At 39.2% G+C, this 22,751-nt stretch carries 17 protein-coding genes and 1 pseudogene; 9 read left to right on the plus strand and 9 right to left on the minus strand.

Features of this window, described 5'->3' with window-relative positions:
* Nucleotides 1–238 precede the first annotated feature (238 nt).
* The 5 genes from EAE89_RS02990 to EAE89_RS03010 all read left to right on the plus strand — a co-directional run bounded on the left by EAE89_RS02990 (nucleotide 239) and on the right by EAE89_RS03010 (nucleotide 10,627).
* The gene (locus EAE89_RS02990; RefSeq protein WP_214085353.1) at nucleotides 239–1,867 is read left to right on the plus strand and encodes a membrane-targeted effector domain-containing toxin; all 1,629 of its coding nucleotides are present in this window, start codon (nucleotides 239–241) and stop codon (nucleotides 1,865–1,867) included.
* A gap of 197 nt (nucleotides 1,868–2,064) precedes the next feature.
* Nucleotides 2,065–2,979 (plus strand): DUF7587 domain-containing protein, encoded by a 915-nt coding sequence (locus EAE89_RS02995; RefSeq protein WP_054475366.1) that lies wholly within the window; start codon nucleotides 2,065–2,067, stop codon nucleotides 2,977–2,979.
* 168 nt (nucleotides 2,980–3,147) lie between these two features.
* Complete coding sequence (locus EAE89_RS03000; protein ID WP_214085354.1) at nucleotides 3,148–4,098, plus strand: hypothetical protein; 951 nt, start codon at nucleotides 3,148–3,150, stop codon at nucleotides 4,096–4,098.
* 93 nt (nucleotides 4,099–4,191) lie between these two features.
* The gene (locus tag EAE89_RS03005) at nucleotides 4,192–5,166 is read left to right on the plus strand and encodes a YopT-type cysteine protease domain-containing protein (protein ID WP_054475362.1); all 975 of its coding nucleotides are present in this window, start codon (nucleotides 4,192–4,194) and stop codon (nucleotides 5,164–5,166) included.
* A gap of 577 nt (nucleotides 5,167–5,743) precedes the next feature.
* Entirely contained in the window at nucleotides 5,744–10,627 is a 4,884-nt protein-coding gene (locus tag EAE89_RS03010) for a putative adhesin (protein ID WP_214085355.1), read from the plus strand.
* A 124-nt stretch (nucleotides 10,628–10,751) separates the two neighbouring features.
* Here EAE89_RS03010 and EAE89_RS24130 read toward each other — a convergent pair whose 3' ends face one another.
* Nucleotides 10,752–12,101, minus strand: a complete 1,350-nt coding sequence (locus tag EAE89_RS24130) for a Fic family protein (protein ID WP_054475354.1) — start codon at nucleotides 12,099–12,101, stop codon at nucleotides 10,752–10,754.
* Nucleotides 12,102–12,471: 370 nt separating this feature from the next.
* Between EAE89_RS24130 and EAE89_RS23950 the strand changes: the two are divergent.
* The 3 genes and pseudogenes from EAE89_RS23950 to EAE89_RS03025 form a co-directional block, all read left to right on the plus strand.
* Nucleotides 12,472–12,615: pseudogene (locus EAE89_RS23950) on the plus strand (helix-turn-helix domain-containing protein); the annotation flags it as partial.
* Between the two features lie 30 nt (nucleotides 12,616–12,645).
* Nucleotides 12,646–12,834: a hypothetical protein gene (locus EAE89_RS23450; protein ID WP_244866122.1), complete on the plus strand. Its 189-nt coding sequence runs from the start codon at nucleotides 12,646–12,648 to the stop codon at nucleotides 12,832–12,834.
* Nucleotides 12,831–14,111 (plus strand): type II toxin-antitoxin system HipA family toxin, encoded by a 1,281-nt coding sequence (locus tag EAE89_RS03025; protein ID WP_214085356.1) that lies wholly within the window; start codon nucleotides 12,831–12,833, stop codon nucleotides 14,109–14,111. The genes EAE89_RS23450 and EAE89_RS03025 overlap by 4 nt, the downstream gene beginning before the upstream one ends.
* Nucleotides 14,112–14,255: 144 nt before the next feature.
* On the opposite strand, the gene EAE89_RS03030 is transcribed toward EAE89_RS03025, so the two are convergent.
* The 7 genes from EAE89_RS03030 to EAE89_RS24280 form a co-directional block, all read right to left on the minus strand.
* A complete protein-coding gene (locus EAE89_RS03030) occupies nucleotides 14,256–14,726 on the minus strand; it encodes a nuclear transport factor 2 family protein (protein WP_200905747.1) in 471 nt (156 codons plus the stop codon).
* A 33-nt stretch (nucleotides 14,727–14,759) separates the two neighbouring features.
* Nucleotides 14,760–15,365 carry a TetR/AcrR family transcriptional regulator gene (locus tag EAE89_RS03035; RefSeq protein WP_054475346.1) on the minus strand — a complete coding sequence of 202 codons (606 nt, stop codon included), beginning with the start codon at nucleotides 15,363–15,365 and terminating at the stop codon, nucleotides 14,760–14,762.
* 385 nt (nucleotides 15,366–15,750) lie between these two features.
* A complete protein-coding gene (gene yciH / locus EAE89_RS03040; RefSeq protein ID WP_054475345.1) occupies nucleotides 15,751–16,077 on the minus strand; it encodes a stress response translation initiation inhibitor YciH in 327 nt (108 codons plus the stop codon).
* On the minus strand, nucleotides 16,077–16,814 hold the full coding sequence (gene pyrF / locus EAE89_RS03045; RefSeq protein WP_054475344.1) for an orotidine-5'-phosphate decarboxylase: 738 nt from the start codon (nucleotides 16,812–16,814) through the stop codon (nucleotides 16,077–16,079). The genes yciH and pyrF overlap by 1 nt, the downstream gene beginning before the upstream one ends.
* 44 nt (nucleotides 16,815–16,858) lie before the next feature.
* Nucleotides 16,859–18,028: a lipopolysaccharide assembly protein LapB gene (gene lapB, locus EAE89_RS03050; RefSeq protein WP_054475343.1), complete on the minus strand. Its 1,170-nt coding sequence runs from the start codon at nucleotides 18,026–18,028 to the stop codon at nucleotides 16,859–16,861.
* Nucleotides 18,029–18,034: 6 nt separating this feature from the next.
* Complete coding sequence (locus EAE89_RS03055; RefSeq protein ID WP_054475342.1) at nucleotides 18,035–18,334, minus strand: LapA family protein; 300 nt, start codon at nucleotides 18,332–18,334, stop codon at nucleotides 18,035–18,037.
* A 320-nt stretch (nucleotides 18,335–18,654) separates the two neighbouring features.
* Complete coding sequence (locus EAE89_RS24280; protein ID WP_072161779.1) at nucleotides 18,655–18,906, minus strand: phosphatase PAP2 family protein; 252 nt, start codon at nucleotides 18,904–18,906, stop codon at nucleotides 18,655–18,657.
* A gap of 248 nt (nucleotides 18,907–19,154) precedes the next feature.
* On the opposite strand from EAE89_RS24280, the gene ribA reads away from it, so the two are divergent.
* Nucleotides 19,155–19,754, plus strand: coding sequence for a GTP cyclohydrolase II (ribA, locus tag EAE89_RS03065; protein WP_054475599.1), 600 nt, complete (start codon nucleotides 19,155–19,157; stop codon nucleotides 19,752–19,754).
* An 80-nt stretch (nucleotides 19,755–19,834) separates the two neighbouring features.
* Here the strand turns inward: ribA and acnA are convergent, their stop codons facing one another.
* Nucleotides 19,835–22,510 (minus strand): aconitate hydratase AcnA, encoded by a 2,676-nt coding sequence (gene acnA / locus EAE89_RS03070; RefSeq protein WP_214085357.1) that lies wholly within the window; start codon nucleotides 22,508–22,510, stop codon nucleotides 19,835–19,837.
* Nucleotides 22,511–22,751: the final 241 nt, after the last annotated feature.

A 22,751-nucleotide genomic window follows, 5' to 3' on the forward strand; every position in this document is an offset into this window, starting at 1 on the left:
GTGAACGCATCCCCAGGAGCATAGATGACTATGTGACTAAGGTGAGTGAAAGCAGCAAATTGAAAGATAAAGGATATAAAAACAATCATTTCAATACCAATTAATATTTCTTACAAAATCACTTTATTTATATATTAAAATACACTTAACTTTATTTTTAAAAAATAAAATGACAATAGCCAATCCATATAGTATTTATTTCCAACATGCCTCTTACTGAAAATTCACAGGTGATAATATGGTATTTGAGCACGATAAAACCGTCGAAAGAACAAAAAAACCGTCGATTCAATTAGGCAATGCTAAAGAGAAATCATCGGAACAAGCACTAGAATTGCCTCAAAGTCATCAGAACAATCCATTACTCCATGACCTCATCACCAGCGATAATTTACGTAAAGGGGCTGCGATCTTTGCCAAACGGATTGGTCCCTCCTATCAAGGAATTCTGGATGAACTTGAGCATCTCCATAATCTGAGTGGCAATGAGCAATTCACGGCAGGTTTCGAATTACATCGACGTATTACCCGTTATCTTGAGGAACATCCTGATTCTAAACGTAATACTGCCCTGAGAAGAACACAGACACAGTTGGAAGACTTGATGTTTACCGGTGCTTTGCAGGAAGTACGCAACCCATTGTTGGAAGTGGCGGAAACCCGCCCTGCAATGGCATCACAGATCTACCAGATTGCCCGTGATGAGGCCAAAGGTAATACACCTGGGCTGACCGACCTGATGGTACGCTGGGTGAAAGAAGATCCCTATCTTGCGGCCAAAACAGGCTATCAGGGAAAAGTTCCCGACAATCTTCCCTTTGAACCTAAATTCCACGTGGAGCTAGGCGATCAATTTAATGACTTCAAAACGTGGCTGGATACTGCCCAAAGTCAAGGGGTACTGACTCATGCACGGCTTGATGAACAGAATAAACAGGCCCATCTTGGCTACAGCTATAACGAGCTGCTAGATATGACCGGAGGAGTTGAAAGTGTGAAGATGGCAGTCTATTTCCTTAAGGAAGCAGCCAAACAAGCCGAACCAGGTTCTGCTAAATCACAAGAGACAATTTTACTCAACCGGTTTGCTAATCCGGCTTATCTGACCCAACTGGAACAAGGCAGATTGGCACAAATGGAAGCAATATATCACAGCTCACATAACACGGATGTCGCTGCCTGGGATAAGCAATTTTCCTCAGATGCGCTGACGCAATTTAATCATCAATTGGATAACAGCATGGATCTGAATAGCCAGTTGTCTCTTTTACTTAAAGATCGTCAAGGGTTACTGATCGGTGAAAGTCATGGCTCAGATCTGAACGGATTACGTTTTGTCGAAGAGCAGATGGATGTATTAAAAGCGCATGGCGTGACGGTCATTGGTCTGGAGCACTTACGCTCAGATTTAGCTCAACCGTTGATAGATAAATTCCTGACAAGCGAGAATGAACCCATGCCCGCTGAGCTGGCCGCAATGCTTAAGACCAAGCATTTATCTACAAATTTGTTTGAACAGGCCAGAAGCAAGCAGATGAAAATCATTGCTCTAGATAACAACAGCACAACTCGCCCTTCCGAAGGAAAGCATGGCCTGATGTATCGTGCCGGGGCGGCTAATAATGTGGCAGTTGAGCGTTTACAACAATTGCCTGCGGGAGAGAAGTTCGTTGCCATCTATGGTAATGCTCATCTGCAATCCCATGAAGGTATTGATCACTTTTTACCAGGCATTACCCATCGTCTTGGATTGCCAGCCCTCAAGGTAGATGAAAATAATCGTTTTACCGCTCAGGCCGACGATATCAACCAACGCAAACGTTATGATGATGTGGTTGAAGTACCCCGTATTCAATTAACATCTTGATTACAGTACAATTGCTAATATAACAAAACCAAAGATGAATACTTTTCACTATACCCAATAGATTGCAATTTGCAGCGCGGCGGCAAGTGAACGCATCCCCAGGATGCATAGATAACGATGTGACTGGGGTAAGTGAACGCAGCCAACAAAGAGGCAACTTGAAAGATAACAAGTATAAAAACTTATAGGTGATAATTATGGTGTACGAATACGGTAAAACCAATGATAGAAAAAGAAAACGATCAACACAGTCAGATAATTACGAAGAAAAACTATTTGCACCAGTATTAGATTTACCTAGAAATAATCAAAATACGCCTAATATGGAAGATGAATATGAAACACCTAAGGATTTTATTAATAGAACGGGTCGAGAAAAATTATTCCGTGCAATCCGTATGATAGCCTCAGATAAACGAGATCCTATTACACAAGATCAAGTTTCAGTGCCACCTGATGGTAATCTATTTACGGAACTTGAAAAGACACATCAAGGTAGAGCCGATGAATATAAAAAATTAAAAGAATGGCCGACACATGCTTCAATTATAGCTACCTCCCCCAACGCTAATATCCCTATTGCACAACATGTTTCCGGGGATAATATATTAAGCCCTTATATCTCTACAGGTGACGAACTAGGGGCCGCGCAGAATACGGTAAGGAGTTGGAATCAGGCTGGGCCAGTATCAGAAAGAAGGCTAAGACCAGAAAAAAATTGGTCGCCAATAATAGAGATCGACGTGAATAAGCTGCCTGACACGACTAAAATCTTCGATCTGAATAAACCGAGTAATACCTTCTTTAGTACCGCAAATAGCGACATCTCTCAAAACGCTTTTGCCGATAAAGAAGTGCTAATTTCACCAGAAATTCCAGGCCACGCTATCACACGGGTAATTAATGATCCAAAAGAGATCAAACAGATTGCTAATCTTAATCCAAGCCAATCGCCTATAGAAAAAAAGAACATCATTCCTGAAGAAAAAATAATTTTTGAAGAGAAAAAATCTGCTCCTATTCATGATAGTGATGCCAATCTACCGTCATCATCATTTATCTTTCAAAAACGCAAGAAACCGAGAAATATAAGATCACGCACGGATAGTTGATGCAAAAAACAGGCTAAATTAAGCCTTGAAAGACATATTTTTTTGAAACATCAAAACCAATATTCAATAATTGGAAAATTAAACTTAATTTTCCAATTATAATTGAAAGATGTAAACATTTATTCCAATGACTACAAATATAATGAGAAACAACCTAAAGGTGATAATATGGAACATGACTATAATGAGAAAGAAAAACAGAGAAAGTCAGCAATTAAGTTGAATGATACTATTGCAAATAACGAAGGAAATATGGATATGACTAGCCCATTGGAATTGGGTCCTGAAATACCCCATTATAATCAAGAAAATGGCGATCTGTTTTATGGGCTTGCGACTAAAAGGGGACGCTATATAAAAAGCGCTAATCCTGATTTTGATTCAACGAAATCTGAGAGCATTCCAATGATTATAGATGTTTATAATAATAGTATTTCCAAGAATGTTTGGGATAGGCATACAGGAAAAGACCCAGACGAGATAGATAAGGAAATAGAAAAATTATTCGATGATCCCAAAAAATATTCTAGAAATATTAAAGTGTCAAAGAAATTACAGCAGGATGTTATTTCAGATGAAAGAGGATGGTATCCTCTATGGAATGATTATTTTAATACTGGAAAGAAAAATCCTAAATTTAATCTTTCTAAGATATATGAAAAAACAGCCAGTAAGTATGATTCTGATTATTATCACTCATGGGCTCTTTCCGCATTAGCACCTAAATTGCTTTGGAAAAGAGGCAGCAAATTAGGTATAGAAATGGCTGCCAAAAATGGGAGAACAAAGATACATTTTGTTCTTGATGGTCTGAATATCGAACAAGTTGTTAATAAAACCAAAGGTTCTGATTCTTTTGAAGCCGGCCCCGGTGAGTCAATTACCGCTTCTGAATTACGTTATGCTTATCGAAATAGAGAAAGGCTCGGAGATAGAATTCATTTTTACAAGGATGATAAAGAAGCTATTGCACCTTGGGATGAAAATCCAGAGCTATGGCAAAATTATATGCCTAAGAGTAATAAAAGAAATGTAACGGCTCAAGGAAATAGTGAAAGAATATCTAGATTAAACACATTGTTCGGGAGAGTGTTTTCTTCTTCAAAGAAAAGAAGCTGATTATATTTTACGAGATTTGCATATGAGAATCGCAATTACTTATCAAAAATAAATTCGAATTATTAGCAGAGAATTAACTTAGAGGTAATATATATGGAACACGAATACAGTGAAAAAGAAAAACCCAAAAAATACCCAATAAAGCTAACGGATTCTATTGAACATGATCAAGAGGGTATAAATACCACGACTCCATTAGAACTTAATTCTCAATACACTAACAGAGAAAGACCCGGGTTACGCGAACGTTTCTCAGCCACTCTACAACGTAACCTACCAAGCCATTCTATGCTCGATCGTGAGTTAACCACCGATGGCAAAAAAAACCAAGAGAGTCGATTCTCTCCCAACATGATAATGGACCGGATGATGCATTTCGGGGTCAGAACCAGATTAGGCAAAGTCCGAAATTCGGCGAGCAAATATGGCGGTCAAGTCACCTTCAAATTTGCCCAAACTAAAGGTACCTTCCTGGACCAAATCATGAAACACAAAGACACCTCAGGCGGTGTCTGTGAGTCTATATCGGCTCACTGGATAAGCGCCCATGCCAAGGGTGAAAGTATCTTTGACCAACTCTATGTCGGGGGCCAAAAGGGAAAATTTCATATAGACACTTTATTTTCCATTAAGCAGTTACAGATGGACGGCTATCTGGATGATGAACAAAGTACAATGACCGAGTACTGGCTTGGTACGCAAGGCATTCAACCAAGCATGCAAGAAAACGACGACATGGACGAACACTCATCCAAGGTAGTGGGTCAAACCGGTACCAAAGGTACAAAAGACCTATTAGACGCCATTCTAGATACGGGTGATAAAGGATCAGGCTACAAGAAGATAAGTTTTTTCGGAAAAATGGCTGGACATACTGTAGCTGCCTATGTGGATGCTCAGAAAGGTGTCATTTTTTTTGATCCCAACTTCGGCGAGTTTAGCTTCCCGAACACAACTTCGTTTTCTCGTTGGTTCACTGACGATTTCTGGCCAAAATCCTGGTACAACCTGGAAATCGGTTTAGGGCAACAATTCGAAGTCTTCAACTACGAGCCTAAGAAACCATAATTCACCACTCCCCCTAGTCAATTGAACAATCTGCTAATGAAGCAGTACAACAAGCAACTACGATCAACAAGTGGAAAACATAAAATAATTTTATAAATTCATTTTCAATTGCGCAGTCGTGATTTAATTACATTATTCCCTAAATACACGGCTGCATCACACATCACAGATCCTATACTTAGCCCGTTCCCTCTTAACTCAATGAGAACGTTCTCCTTTCATTTATTTACAAATATTTATCATTTATCCTATTTACAACTTATCACAGAAAGTCTTTACCAATATTCCTATCCCCTAAGAACATCCCTCCACTATCTTTCTCAACGGCTGTACCGATTTGTTTGTTATCCGTATATAAAAAACAATAGATAAACATTTATATATAATTGGACTAATTAATAGTTTTATATTGTTATTAATTGATATTTGATATTACACCAGTTTGATTATAATCACTCTGCCTTACGATTAGGATTAAAAATTACAACATAATATGTTGGCATGAATAGTAATCTCTGTGAATCAGCTTACTACGATAGCTATATAAATAATAAAATTAATCAACCTGGAGGATTATATGTCAAATTCCGAATACGATATTACAAATGAAAACGAAGTTTATCAGGAAAAAGAAAAGGAATATACTGTAGTCAATGGGAAATATTGGCAATATGAGATAGAAGGTAATAAAAATGACAATAATGATTTTATTTCCCTCATGAAAGGTAATCAAAATCATCCAATCTGGATAACATCTGATATTAAAGAAATGGCTTTATATATAGTAGAAGGTCTATTTTCTTATCACAAATTTTCAGCCGAATTACAACATACTTTAAAAAATGCAGTGAGCGCTGTTTTCAATGAATATACTGAAATAAAATATTCTGAGTTACTGAATAATATTAACAATATATTCAACTTGTTTTTTATAAAAAATTACAATACAAGCGATATCGATGCAGCAATAAATATTTTAACAGCAAAAATAGAAATTTATGACAAACTGGAAAAAATCGATCAAGACCAAACAGATTCAAATAATACTAAAGTGGATATATGGGAAGAACTTGGTATCAATGCCGAAGAACCTTTACTGAAAATATATCGTCAGGCATTCTCTACAGGAGATATTGATGATAAGATCTATTCAGATGTATTACTCACTTTCATGTCAGATGGTAATATAGAGTTAGGCGATAAAGAAAAATCAGATTATAACCAACGAATTAAGGATAAAGCAGATCTTTTCAAATCCTATAAAAAAGGAATTGAAAAAGTAGAGAATTTAATTGCCTTAAATAATATTAATCCAGGTATACCTATTACTCACCCAGAAACAGAACAAAGTATTAACATTGGTGATGATATACTATTAGCCCAATTAGCGAAAGAAGAGATAGCAATAAAAAAACAAAACCGTAGTGAATATAATCAGAAAGACATCTTTGACCTGCAAACACTACAAGCTGCTAAATATCATTTATTAGTCTTATCTTCGTTAGGCGCTCTACTCTATCAAATTGCCCCTAAAGTCGAAAAAATGACTAAAGGTCATGGTGATTATCGCGATATTATTTTTTCCCAAGATCAGGCTGAGTTATTATTTAAAAGAAATAATATTCACTATGATACTGACCATGTTCTTTACCAAGAATCAAAACATATTGAAATGGAAGGCTGTATTATTTTAACAGCAGCAATTATTTATCGCATGAGAAAAGAGAATACTAATACAGAACAAGCATTTAATTACTCCACCTTAGAAACAATAAAATTATTCGAAAACGACAAACGAAAACTTAACCCTTTCAATAAAAACAACGTAAAGCCCGCAGGATACTTTTCTTTTATCGATTTCAAAAAGAGAGATAAATTTGATTCACAATACAATTTTAATGAGCAATTTAATGTTTATAAAAACAAATACAGTCATTATGAATCTATTTCGTTCAGTAAATTAATCCTTTCATCTCCCGCTGCACACTTAACTGTCGAAGAGATTATTAACCCACCAGAAGAGGCTTTTCTCTATTCAGTCGAACAGGGTATGGGAAATGTCGCCATGATAAAAATGTATCAAGGTAATTGGTTGGTTGTTTCAACGATCCAAGGCGGCGTGAAAGCAAAAAAATACTCCCAGCAGCAAGTTGATAACAATCCGACCTTACGTGCCATGTCTAAACCCAATGCATTATTTTTAATTGAAAGAAAAATTGAGATAGGCATGGGAATATTAATGCCAAATATGATAGTCAACACCGGAAAAAGACTTTTCCCAACGGGTTATGAACGCGCCAAAACCTTGAGCGGCTTCGCAGAAACAAGCAGATATAAACATTCTTACGATGCATTCTGGAATGATTATTATGGTATAACGTCAGGAATGAATGTAGGAATTAGTTTCACTGGTTCACCTAGATTTAATTTTTATAAAGAAGAGAACTTACTTTCTGTTACGACAACAGTCATCCAGCAAGGTTTAAATGATATTGCAATAAAAAGTAAACAGGCGCTGGACATTACCTCTGGTTGGCATATAGCAGCAACCATTCTTATTCCTTTCTATAATGTTATCTATAAATCAACGACCGATAGTGAATATAAATTAACGGGAGAGGATATTGGTTCCATTGTCTTTGATACCGCAAATGTGCTTTTGATTGTTGCTACCCTAGGTATGTCATTGACTGAATCAATGGCCGCAAAAGTAACACAAACTACATTGCGCCTCAGACAAGCTGGTCTGACCGGAAGAGCTTTAATTACAGCGGTTGTCAGGACATTACCAGAGCATGGAATAATAACCTTACGTCAATCCTCTGGAATTATACTCGGTGGATTAATTGATTTAATCGAACCTTTGCCTATCAGATCAACACTAACCTTAACTTACCGGGGAGTCATCAGCGCAGTCGGTGCCATGAGAAATAGCATTAAACTTGAGAAAAGTTTCGCTGATATTTTTGGAAAAAGTACCAGAGGATTAGGTAAACTTAAAAATGAATGGCAAGTCAAAAATATTTCACTCGATAGGATGGCCCTTCATACAAATGAAGGAATATATAAAGGAATTTATTCAATACGCCCTGCTAATGTAGAAGTAGCGGTTAAACAGAACTACTATATAAAGGAATCAGGCACTCACTATCAAGTTAAATGGGATGATGCAAATCACACCTGGCGCGTTGTCAATCCAACTTATCCCGAACAATTTAGTTACTGGCCCGCAGTTAAATTAGATAAAGATGGGCATTGGGTTACTCATGCCAATATATCTAATCAATTTATTATCCTGGAGCAAAGTAAAAGAATAGATCAGGAACTTGAAGCTGCACACAGAAATATTAATAATGATAATATATTGGATGCATTTATTCATATCAATACCGCATTCAAAGATGGTGAAAGATATGATATTGATAAACTATCAGATATTACTGACACGTTAACCCATTTTTTCGAAAAATCGCTAAAACTTAGAGATAACACGATTCTACTCAGCACAGAGGTAATAGATATCCAACAGATCTGGATACGTGAAGTCATCTTACCATTGCAAAATAACCTAAGTATTTCGGTTGAAAAAATTAATGCGATCAAAACAGAATTTCCTTATTTATTAAGAAAAGCCTTTCCCTTTGACAACGAATCAGTGGTAAATAAAATTGCATTTTCCATCGAGGAAATACCTACCACACTGATGCCAAAATATAGTTCGGGTAATATCTTAAAAACGGTACAGTATACATCGTTAGAGAGTAACTATATCGATATTCCCCCTGTCGGGATCACAATAACAGGTAATGATATATTCATCAATCAAGTCACTCGTATACTCAATGAAATAGAGGGGATACCATCCGGCAATATTGTTATTCAAGAGATTGAGAAACAAGGTATAAATATTCAGCCACCTACCATGAACGCAATTGTACGTGAAAAAGAGGGGCAATTCTATGCCCGTAACAGCGCTGGCAGCAGTATCACTTTTGATCCTGATAATCATATTATTGATACAGAAGAGAAGCTTATTGAGGAACCCTGGCGCTCTCGTGAACCCGCTATCGCTTTATATCACGAGATGTTACATATCTACTATAATCGCTATCCAACATGGTTTACTTCTATTGATAACAAAGTGATTGATAAGAAAGTGAGTGGTGGCTTTTCTTTACTGGAAGAGTCGCGAATTGTGGGAGCAAAATATTATGTCAACGATAAAAATACATTATTTGATTTCAGTGATCTTAATTATTTACTAGAAAATAATTCCGCTTTATTGACGGAAAATAGATTCAGAGCAGAATATGCCATATTTAAAGGCAAAAGTGAGTATGTTATCCGACCGTATACTGGTAAAGGAGATAGTCAAATCCCACTGACAAATACCAAAATAAACATCAATGAATCACACCGAAACGTAATGGGCGTGGGTAATGGCAAACCTGAAAAAATGCCAAACGAATCAGCAACGGATTATCGAAATAGAGTGAGAGAATGGAGGAAAGCAAATAAGCAACCTGGAACAGATATCGAAACGGGTGATATTAGAAAGACAAAATCGGAAACCAGAATTAAACATTTGAAAGAAAGTTATCCTCAATTTGAACCACAAAAAATTGAGCTTGGGGGTGCATTCCAATTATGGACGGTACCGAATCAATCTGCGAATAAATTGATGCTGAGTTCCCACGGATATTTTTTCTCTGATAGTGCAGCGACACAAGTCCCCGCAGGAAAAACAATCCAATTTCTGGGTCCTCACGGCAAAACATTATTGGAAGCACCGGAAAATCCCTTGAATTCCCCTTTTGATGTCACATTGGGTAATAGTGGTTTTACTGTGCAACCTTATGCGACGATTGAATCAGGCAGCAAAGCAAGCTCCAGCAGTGTAAAAATAGGTGATAAGACATTTACCGTAAACGATATTCAGAATATGACTGCCGATGATGTTGAAAATTATTTACTTGCTACCGGAGTAGAAGCTAATACATCAAACCATGGTAAGGTTAGAAATTACGGTATCAAATATTACGAAAAAATGCCGGATGAGGAAGTTAAAGCAGCAATATGGAAAAATAGAGCAGACGAGACTGTTACCAGTAAATATGATGCCTTATTAGTTAGTCCAGAAGCGGGAAATCGTAAAAAATTGTCTGATATTTTTACTCTGATGAAAACAGACGAAAGGATGTCAAAGTACGACGAAATAACCTTTGTTGCTTGTCGTGAAGAATTGAACAGAATAAATATGAAATCAGTTCATGATACCGGCCTTGGCGGCGGTTATGAACCCAAGCTGGAACCAACTGTTATTCTTTCACGCCGGCGACGGGAAGCAACATTTACCCCCGATGGCGCAGTCATCTATTCAGTTATTGCGGTAAATCTGCATCGTAATTTCATAACAGAGAAAATCGTCGGCATAGCCCCTTTTCTGTTTATCGATAATTAAAAGGTCTTTTTGTATTACTTGAAACACTAAATTGAGGCGAGGAATATTTTCTCGCCTTATTTATTTTAAACTGTACTAGAATCCAGACTCACTCCTCGCGCCGTGAGGAGTAAGAAAAAGCATCCTACGATTTTGATATCTTATTTAGCCGACTACGTAGATCTGCGGGGGCAATATAATGAGTTGTTCGTTTTATTTTTATAGGAAGAAATATATTCATTGACTCAAGCTCTCTAAGTAATTTCCTGGCTGTATTTTCACTAACATCATATATATTTTGAACTGATTTTACTTTAAACAATCTTCCGGGTTCTTTTACACCTTTTTTGATTAAATCTTTCTGAATGAAGGTTAGCTTACTTTTATACTTTGAATGTTCCAACACATCGACAATTTCATAGAATTCTTTTGTTTTTACTTTTAAATACTCTTGTAATTCATCAAATGCATTTAGAATAATATTAACATTAAAATTGATAAAATAAGTCAAATCCCCATAATCCTTTTGAACATAAAGATATGACATACCATAGTCTTTAGCGTTCTCCTTGATAACCTTGCTTATTGAAATATATTCAAAAATGTCATATCCATTCTTTAGCATATACCAATAAAATATTGCCCTTGCAGTTCTGCCATTCCCGTCTCTAAATGCGTGTTCATACCCCATCATAAAATGAAGAATAATCGCTTTTATTACTGGTGGTATAAATTTCCTGCCATCCTCTCCATTATGATTTTCGTTAGCAAAAGCACATAATGCTTCTAACCTATTTTCTAACTCCTTATAGTTTGGCGGGTAAAATAATGGATTGTCATCATTTCCAATGTAAATATCATTACTGCATCTAAATTCCCCCGGTATATTTTCGTTTTCAGATACACCATTAGTCGCTATTCTGTGAAATTCAAGCATCAGATCCCTTGTAAGGGGTTCTTGTTTTCTTTTATCCGCTAGCTTTAATAGCATATAATTGTTCAGAATCATTCTCTCATCAGGAGTACTGGGCGCTAATTCTTCCTCTAGCATTTTTTTTGCGTCAGCTCGGGTAGTTGCTGCGCCTTCCAATTGAGCGCTGGTGATGGCTTCTTCCATCAGTAAAGATGATACTAAGTAATTCTGTTGAATATTATCTGATGCTTGAGATCCTGCAATTGCAGCGACTTTACCTGCACCAAGTTGTACAATTTTGTGCAACTTTGGCTCTAGTGAATCATGTATACAAAAACTAAACTCATTCCCGCTTTTATCAAATAAGCCCGTACTTTTTTTTACCTGATCTCTACAGAACTTTACTGCATACCAGATGTGTTCAGCTTCTTTACTAGGAACTCGCCACTTAAGCTGACTCCAATGAAGGTATCTTCCTTGTTTATCAACAATACTATATTCACTGAGGTATTCCCCGAATTTAACAAAATCTAAATTTGAGAAATCAAGTTTAGGTGATTGTTCTACAGGATGTTTTGCCACATTACCTCACATTTCAAAATTTGATGTATAGGTAAGTATGACAATAAATCCTTAAGGAGGTCAACACGAATAAACCCGATTTATGAACTGTTTGAAACGTAGCCGAGGCCCCCATTTGGCTCGTCACTCAGCAAATTTTTTTGCTCAGTTCCGATCGACTGAAAATTTAGCTGATGAACCTACCAGCAGGCGGGTATATCGCTGATATTTTTTTCTTAAAAGACTTATATAACACTTTAAAGTATCTTAAATACCTTTATAAGCTTCAAATAGAACTCTTAAATCCTTCTCTTTTCATGTCAAATTTTGGTAAAATAAGAGATATGATAAAATCTCTTAACCATAAAATTTAAACTTAAGAGGTGCATTTGTGGCTCTAATACTTTATACCGAATCGGAGTTGCTAGCAGAACTTGGACAGCGCCTCCGGGAACATCGGCTACGACGTAACATGCTCCAGACAGAGCTGGCGTCCAGAAGCGGTATTTCTGTCTCAGCGCTCAAAAAAATTGAAAGCAGCGGGCGGGGTACGCTTGAAAATTTCATGAAAGTCGTTTTTGCTCTGCGGCTGGAGAACGAAATTAAGTCCCTGTTTATGCTACAACCGACCAGCATTGCTCAACTCAAAGCCATGAAAGCGCCGGTTCGCCAGCGCGCCCGGCGAACCCAACGTTCGTCTCGGAAACTCTCCGGCAATGGCCTCGCTCATCAATCAGGGAACGCAAAAAAATGACGACGCGAAACTTTCAGTACCGGTCACTGGACCGACTACAGGTGATCTACAACGGTCATGGAGAACAGTGGATATTGGGTCATCTGGCCGAAAGTACCGTACATGCCCGCTATTTATTTGAGTACACCCACAAAGCTCTTGAGAGCGGCATCGAATTCTCGCCTCTGCAACTGCCACTTTCCACTAATACTTACGCAAATTTTGAACACTTTCAGGACTGGCTCCCTGGCTTCATTGCAGATTCTCTGCCGGATGGGTGGGGACGGCTGCTTATGGACCGGTTCCTTCGCCGTAATTATGTCGATCCTGGGCGGATTTCCGTCCTGGAACGCCTTGCATTGCTAGGCGATAACACGATGGGGGCTTTGACCTACCAACCTGCTCTGCCTTTACCAGACGACCAGCAAGACAAATATAGTATTCTAAACTTGACCGGGCTGGCCAAACAAATCCGTAAGGAAGTCACTGGTCAGGACTCGGAAGCACTGCGTGAACTTTTCCTGCTTGGTGGCTCGCCTCACGGAGCCAGACCAAAAGCACAGGTAGAATATAATCCCTCCACCGGCCAAATGAAAACGACGGCGTTCCCAGGGAGTGAGCCTTGGTTGGTCAAATTCCCCGCAGCAGAGGAAAATCCTTGGGTCTGTGCCCTTGAAGAAGCGTATGCCTGTACTGCCAGAATGGCGGGCATTAATTTCCCCACAAGTCGCTATTTCCGCCTTGAAGGAGGACTCGCCGCATTTGGTGTCCAGCGATTTGATCGCGAGAATGGAATGCGAATGCCAGTACTGAGTATGGCCGGCGCCCTACATGCCGACTTCCGATTACCCTGTATGGATTACATAGATATCTTACGGGCGACTGGCTCTATCACGCGCTCTGTTGTTGAACGAGAAATCCAAGCCCGCCGCATGGTGTTCAATGTGTTGATGCATAATCGTGATGATCATGTGAAGAATTTCTCCTTCATTTTGAATAAAAGCAATGAGTGGGTAGTGTCCCCCGCCTATGATTTGACCTTTGCGGACGGCCCCGGAGGACAACATCAGACCTCGGTGACTGGCCACGGAACGGATATCACCCGCACCATATTGTTGAAGGTTGCCAATAATGCGGGCATCTCACCGGCCAGAATGAACAGCATTATTGATGAAGTAGCGGATGTCGCCGCCAATTTCGCTCATACTGCACGGAATGTAACTGATGATATTCCCGCTGACGAACTTCATCAGGTCACGGACTGCATTAACCGAAATCTGTCCTGCCTCAAACGATAGATTCAAGGTACGAACCTTATAGATTCTTCTGTTAATCAGAATCCGACAGCACCGACGGCAGAGAATACCGCACATCGGCAGCGTCCTGGCCGTCACCTGAAAAAAGAGTGGCTGCCAAACCTACGGCTTTACCTAATGATTAAATCACAATCCTAAATCAGATAATCCGGGATGATCGTCAGGGCGACGGCCTAAAGGCCAATGAAATTTTCGTTCAGACTCTTTTATTGGAAGATCATTAATGCAAGCATAGCGGTTATACATCAAACCCTCTTCATTAAATTCCCAATTTTCATTACCATATGAGCGAAACCAATTGCCAGAATCATCACACCATTCATAAGCATAACGAACCGCTATCCGATGATCAGTAAACGCCCATAGCTCCTTGATCAGTCGATATTCATGCTCTTTTTCCCATTTTCTGGTTAAAAATTCTTGAGCTTCCTTACGGCTGTGAACAAATTCAGAACGATTACGCCAATTAGTATCCAATGAATAAGCTAATGATACTTTCTCAGGGTCACGGCTATTCCAGCCATCTTCAGCCAAACGAATTTTTTGAATAGCAGTTTCCCGGGTAAATGGGGGTACTGGCTGGCGAATTTCTTTTATATCAGACATGTTGTCTCCTCATTAAATTTTCCATTAATTCACATTGCATTCACTTAATAATACTTTTGCAATATTCATTGCATCTAAAACACAATTCTTGTCACTCATTACATGAGCCATGGTAATAGCACCTTCTATCAAAAGTAGAAATTTCCTGGCTAAATCTACTGATGAGTCTGGCGATATTTCTTCACAAATAGAGAGAATATAAGTAAAAACTTTCTCTTTATGCTCCTTAGCAATGATTCTCACCGGATCATCAGGATTAAGGCGTTCACCAGATGTATTGATAAATGCACATCCTCTGAAATCATCACTTTCAAACCATGTTTGTAATACCAGAAAAATATTTAATAATTTTTCTTTAGGCGTATTATATTCGGCGATTGATGAGGTAAACCACCGCATCCAGCGTTCATCTCGTCGGCGAAGAACCTCTTCGACCAACCCATCTTTCGTACCGAAGTAACGATAAATTGTCTTACGTGAAGAACCTGTGGTACGCGTTATAAGATCAATACCTGTAGCAGAAATCCCCCTTGTATAAATCAATTCCTCTACCGCATCCAACATGTTTTCCCTGATGTTGGGCACCTGCTCACCTTCCATGCCTTTTAGGGTAGAACGATCGTTCTCCATAGTCAACCTCTTTACTAAAAAAATAGATTTAAATTGTTATCTCTATGATTTTAAAACAATTATAATATTTCCCACCTTTTCCATCAAAGGTACTCATTTCCACATAATAACGATTTTAAATAAAGAAAAATCACAAAATAATATTAAGTTTCCTACTACTGTTTCTTGCTAAGATATATCAGTAAAAAATAGAATTATTTATTAAGCATAGGCGAATAATATCATTAAATTATTTTCATAGAAAACTTATAATAATTTATCGCATCTCTTTATTGTAAATAATTTTTAATTTAAATATTTGACAATATTATTAATTAATATCTTAAAACGCCACCAATAATCAAAATGAGAAATATAAAATGAAGGGCGAATATCCGCCCTTCTATCAGCCACCCGCTAATTTAACTGTCATACCTTTGGCTTCAAGTAATTGTTTCAATAAGTCTCTTTTATCGCCTTGAATTTCTATTTCGCCATCCTTTACTGAACCCCCACAGCCACATTTTTTCTTTAATTCAGCCGCCAGTTTGATCAGTGCCTGATCATCAGTATCAATGCCAGTAATTACGCAGACCCCCTTTCCTTTACGACCACTGGTTTGGCGCTGAATACGTACAATACCATCACCTTTTGGCCGCGGAGGTTTAACCGCTTCTTCCTGAATACGGCCTCCGTCCGTAGAATAGACCAGGCGCGAATTATTATCTTGCATTAATAAGCTCCTGCAATGGATTGATTAATTTGACGCAATGCCGCAGCAGGATCAGCTGCACGAGTAATCGGGCGCCCGATAACCATATAATCAACACCAGCCAATACCGCTTGTTCTGGTGTCATGATACGACGCTGATCACCCGCATCACTGCCTGCCGGACGAATTCCCGGAGTGACTAATTGGAAATCCTGACCGCAAACCTTTTTCAGTTGCTGAGCTTCATGAGCAGAACACACTACACCATTCAGCCCACATTCCTGAGTCAGTTTTGCCAATCTTTCAGCCTGTTGCGCTGGCGTAATATTAATACCAATGTCTTGCAGATCCGATTGTTCCATGCTGGTTAATACAGTGACAGCTATTAATAATGGCGCATCATTACCATAAGGTAGCAGCGCTTCTTTCGCAGCAGTCATCATTCTGGCACCACCACTGGCATGTACATTGACCATCCAAACCCCGATTTCAGCCGCCACCGCCACCGCTCTGGCTGTAGTATTGGGAATATCATGGAATTTTAAGTCCAGAAATACTTCAAAACCACGTTGGTGTAACGATTTAACAAACTGAGGACCATTAAGGGTAAACATCTCTTTACCCACTTTCAAACGGCAATCCTGTGGATCAATTTTGTCGGCAAAAGCCAATGCAGAATCTTGGTTGTCGTAATCTAAAGCCACAATTACAGGCGAGTTAATCTGTTTACCGAATGATGTTAAGGTATGTGATGTCATTTTTTAACCTTTTTAACCAACAAAGAAATATTACTGTGACACTGTCACTGACCATCCAATCCACGAATAGGTTTAATAGAGTCCCATAAACGACATGATGGGCAATGCCAATAAAGTGAATGAGAAGTAAAGCCGCATTTATGGCAACGATAATCGGGTTTGGTCCGAATTTGTTCACCAACCATGTCCCTCAGCAAAACAATACTTTCTTTCGCTCGGCCCTCTTCTGCTTCAGCCAGATGGTAATCCATCAGACGACAAAACAAGCGCATTGTCGGATGACGTTTCAGTTGATGGTTGATATAGATTTGCGCGACCTCATGCCCTTCTTTCTGCTCAATAATATCAGCCAGCATAAGCTCAGCAGTTGCACCACTATTCTCTTCCACACAACGTCTCAGGAAATTTTCCCATTCATTACCCTGATTCAGATGCTGATAACACTCCCGGAGCATGGGTAATGATTCACTGACAAGTTCTTTATCCTGCTCAAGAACAGATTTCAAAGAATCTGCCGCTTTGGTGTATTCCTGCTGGGCCATAAATAGACGTCCCAGCATAATAGAAACTCTGGCGCAATTTTTATCGGCTTGAACAGCTTTATTGAGATAACCAATAGCCTCATCAAGATCATCACCACTCATTTCTTGCAAAGCCAGTTCGCAATAAAAATGGGCAATTTTTTGTCGTAACTCATGTTTACCGGATTTAACTAATTTTTCAGCAATATCAATCGCTTTTTTCCAATCACTAGTTGCCTGATAAATAACCAGAAGCGATTGAAAGGCATTTTGCCGAAACTCTTTTTCAACCACCAACTGAGAGAACATATTTTCAGCGCGATCATATAAACCCGCTGACATATAATCACGACCTAGTTGTTGAATTGCGAGTAGACGCTGCTCAAACGTCAGAGATGCACTTTCTATAAGCGATTGGTGAATACGGATAGCTCGCTCTACTTCCCCTCTGGAACGGAACAGATTCCCCAAAGTCAGGTGAGCTTCAAAAGCGGAACTGTCCTCTTTTAGCATTTCAAGGAACAGATCCACGGCTTTATCCTGCTGGTTTGACAGGAGAAAGTTAACCCCGGCTACATATTCCCGAGACAAACGATCAGCATTTTGTTGCTTATCCTGTTGAGCACTTCTGCGCCCCATATACCAACCATAAGCAGCGGCCACGGGAAGCAACAGAAACAGCAGCTCTAACATAGGAGTTTATTCCCTGTTAAGTATAGGTGATGAATGAGCAACTGGAAGCTCCAGTTGTGCTTCCAATCTCTTAATCTTGCGTTCTGCCCTTGCTAATGACAAACGAACACGAAGATAGAATAATCCACAAATAACCCAGCCTAACACTAAACCACTAGCAAACAATACGGCCAAAAGTGTAGATACCGAGTAATCCCCTTTAGCAATCAGATAGTTAAAAGTAACAACCTGATCATTATTTGATCCAAGGGTCACAGAGATGATAAAGATCACCAATACCAGTAATAAAATCAGAAAATATTTCACATTTTTTCCTGTTATCTATCGTTGCTCGGATATTATGCCAAATAACCGGCATAACGGCTCGTTAAATTAGCATTTCCAGTCTGGACAAAGGAAGCAATTTATCACGATAAATGCCCCTTTCAGCGTTTTCTTAATGCCTTCTCATTAACTTAGTGTAAATAGGAAGCAATTACATATTAAGACCTTATTTGAAGTGAGGACGTTATATACCCTTCATCTTTCAAGTTGCTGCCTTGTTGGCTGCTTGCATTTACCCCAGTCACATCGTTATCTATGCTCCTGGGAATGTGTTCACTTGCCGCCGCGCTGCAAATTGAAATCTATTTTGGGTCTAGGTACTTATAATCGTTAATTAAGCGCCATTTTTCTGTGAGATAGCACATAACCATCACCAATGTCGCACTAATTAACGTTGACATCATAAGATCTTGCGGCCAATGCATACCTAACGCCATCCTGCTAATCAAAACACTGACCACCCATATCGTCACTATTGAGGATAAAATATAACGGCAACGAGGCAGCAATAAAATCAGTGTTACTACAACAATAGGCTTGATGAATTGATTCATGTCTGATACTAAATACTTTTATGTACATTTTAGAACTCTGCTTATAGCTTAACATACTGATGTTATAACGCTTACTTACATATAATTATTTAAAAATTTCCACAGATAATTTTTTACAAATATGGCAAAATATATACACGTTATAACCAGAGAAAATCTCCTATGCAGTTTCAGCTGATTTCCCAGACCAGTATTGTTTTTCTTTATCTATTTTTACAATGAGTCTGAATCAACATATGAAAAATAAAATGCAATTAAAACGAGTATCTGAAGCTAAATTACCCACGCAATGGGGTGACTTTTTAATGGTCGGTTTTGAAGAAATTGCCACCGGACGAGATCATGTCGCCTTGGTATACGGTAATATTTCTGATAATGAACCTGTTCTCTCCAGAATCCATTCAGAATGTCTGACAGGTGATGCCCTATTCAGTTTACGTTGTGACTGTGGCTTTCAACTTGAATCAGCCCTTGCTCAGATCGCGAAAGAAGGGAGAGGTATATTACTTTATCACCGACAGGAAGGCCGTAATATTGGCCTGATAAACAAAATTCGGGCCTATGCTTTACAGGATCAAGGAATAGATACCGTAGAAGCTAACCATCAGTTAGGTTTTGCCGCCGATGAACGTGATTTCACTTTATGCGCAGACATGTATAAATTGTTGGGAGTTAATGCTATTCGTTTGCTGACAAACAACCCTAAAAAAGTAGAAATTATGAACGAAGCAGGTATTAACATTGTGGAACGCGTTCCGCTAATTACCGGGCGTAACCCTAAAAATGCTTATTATCTGGATACCAAAGCCAAAAAAATGGGGCATTTATTACCTAAAGATATTACCTAAGAACTTTAAATTGTTTTTTCACTCACTTAAACAAGCAAAGACGACGCCAATATCAGCGCCGTCTTTATACCGTGTAAAAATTATTTCAACATATGACGGATAACATAATGCAAAATACCGCCATGACGGAAATAATCCAATTCAGTCCCGGTATCAATACGACATCGAGCATTAACAATTTCCTTGCGTCCATCAGCATAAGTCATTTTTACCGACACAGTTTGACCCGGCTTGAGATTATTCATCCCTTCAATATCAATCGTCTCATCACCTCTCAGATTCAACGTCTTACGGTTTATACCCTGAGTAAACTCTAGCGGTAATACCCCCATACCAATCAGGTTCGAACGGTGAATACGTTCAAATGATTCCGCAATAACCACCCGAACTCCCAATAACCGGGTTCCTTTCGCAGCCCAGTCTCGGCTCGAACCAGAACCATATTCTTTACCCGCAATCACAACTAATGGTATTTTTTCTTGCTGATAACACATGGCCGCATCATAAATCGCTAACTGTGTCTGTGATGGTATATGACGGGTATATCCTCCTTCTACGCCAGCAATCATTTCATTACGGATACGGATATTAGCGAAAGTGCCACGCATCATAACTTCATGGTTACCACGTCTTGATCCATAAGAGTTAAAATCTTTAGGAGCAACGCCATGCTCCTGAAGATAACGCCCTGCTGGGCTGTCAGCTTTGATATTTCCCGCAGGAGAAATATGATCCGTGGTTACAGAATCCCCAAGAATAGCCAGTATATTTGCGTCATGAATATCCGTTATAGCTTCCGGCTCTACTGTCATATCACTAAAGAATGGCGGGTGACGAATATAGGTAGATTCAGGCTGAAAGTCATAAGTTGCAGAACTTGCGACTTCCAGTAACTGCCATGTCTCATCACCATCAAATACTTCGGCATATTCTTTGTGAAACATATCGGTTTTAACTTTATCAACAGCTTCAGCAATTTCTTTTCTGTTAGGCCATATGTCTCTCAAATAGACATCATTACCTTGCTGATCCTGACCAATCGGTTTTTTAGTCAGGTCCTTTTTCATACTGCCGGATAAAGCATAAGCCACAACTAATGGCGGTGATGCCAGCCAGTTAGTCTTTATCAGAGGATGAATACGACCTTCAAAATTTCGGTTGCCAGAAAGGACCGCACCGACAGTCAGATCGGCTTGCCTAATTGCAACTTCAATAGGTTCAGGCAATGGCCCAGAGTTACCAATACAAGTTGTACAGCCATAACCGACCAGATTGAAACCAAGTTTCTCCAGATATGGCATAAAACCCGCCAGTTCAAGGTAATCAGTTACCACTTTCGAACCCGGTGCCAGTGAGGTTTTTACCCATGGCTGGCATTTTAGTCCCCTCTCAACCGCTTTCTTCGCCAGCAAGCCAGCGGCCATTAGAACACTAGGATTAGATGTGTTAGTACAGGATGTAATCGCGGCAATCACGACAGCACCATCTTCTAACTCATACATGCGGTTATCCAAATTAATCGGTGCGGAAGCGACTTTCCCCTGAGCTTTATTCATCTCCAGATCAATGGCTGACTGAAATGCCTGTGGTACTCGCGCTAAAGCGACGCGATCCTGTGGGCGTTTAGGCCCTGCAAGACTGGCTTCCACTATCGACATATCCAATTCGAGACTACTGGTAAATATCGGTTCATCACCTGGATTTCGCCACAATCCTTGGATCTTAGAATATACTTCAACCAGAGCAATCTGCTCTTCTGTACGCCCCGTCAAACGCATATAACTCAGGGTAATATCGTCTACCGGAAAGAAACCACAAGTTGCCCCATATTCTGGTGACATATTGGCAATTGTTGCCCTGTCAGCCAATGGCAGGTCAGCTAATCCATCACCATAAAATTCAACAAATTTCCCGACTACGCCATGCTTACGCAACATCTGAGTCACGGTCAGCACTAGGTCTGTCGCTGTAATACCTTCGCGCAACTTGCCAGTAAGTTTGAAACCAACGACATCAGGGATAAGCATGGAAACAGGTTGCCCTAACATAGCCGCTTCCGCTTCGATACCACCCACACCCCATCCCAAAATACCAAGGCCATTGATCATTGTGGTATGAGAATCAGTACCAACCAAAGTATCAGGATAAGCCAGCTCTCTGCCATTATGCATTTCATGCCAAACTGTTTTACCCAAATACTCCAAATTTACCTGATGGCAGATCCCTGTTCCTGGCGGTACCACACGAAAACGATTAAATGCTTTTTGTCCCCAGCGTAGAAATAAATAGCGTTCATAATTACGTTCCATTTCTAATTGAACATTTTGTTCAAACGCATTTTCCGTACCAAATTTATCCACCATAACTGAATGGTCAATAACCAAATCAACTGGCGACAGCGGATTAACCTGTTCAACATCTCCACCAAGGCGCAGAATGGCTTCCCTCATAGCGGCTAAATCAACAACAGCAGGCACACCAGTAAAATCTTGCATTAATACACGTGCTGGCCGGTAAGCAATCTCCCTATCTGCATGGCCTGTATTTTGCCAATCAATAATAGCTTTTAAATCATCAACAACAACAGAATTGCTATCAATATTGCGAAGAAGATTTTCCAGAAGAACTTTCATTGACTTAGGCAAGCGGGAAATATCACCTAAATGTTTAGCAACCAGTGGTAAACTGTAATAATCATACTCTTTACTTGCAGTGGAAAGTGTTGAAACACAAACCTTTTTCAAATCAAACGACATAACTCCTCCTTCTTATTATGCTGGTATATACCTGTTATCTTTCAAGTTGCCTCTTTGTTGGCTGCGCTCCCTTGCCGTCGCGATCCATCTTGAAATCTATTGGGTATAACTTAAAGCCATCTTAACGATGATGACATAAATTAAACATAACATATAAGCAGGTATTTATTTTTTATTACCACACAATTTGTCAATTCAGCGTATCTATCATAATTTCAGTAATAAATTTTGATAATTTAGT

Origin of the sequence: Photorhabdus heterorhabditis (assembly GCF_018448905.1) — a bacterium.
Taxonomy (GTDB): domain Bacteria; phylum Pseudomonadota; class Gammaproteobacteria; order Enterobacterales; family Enterobacteriaceae; genus Photorhabdus; species Photorhabdus heterorhabditis.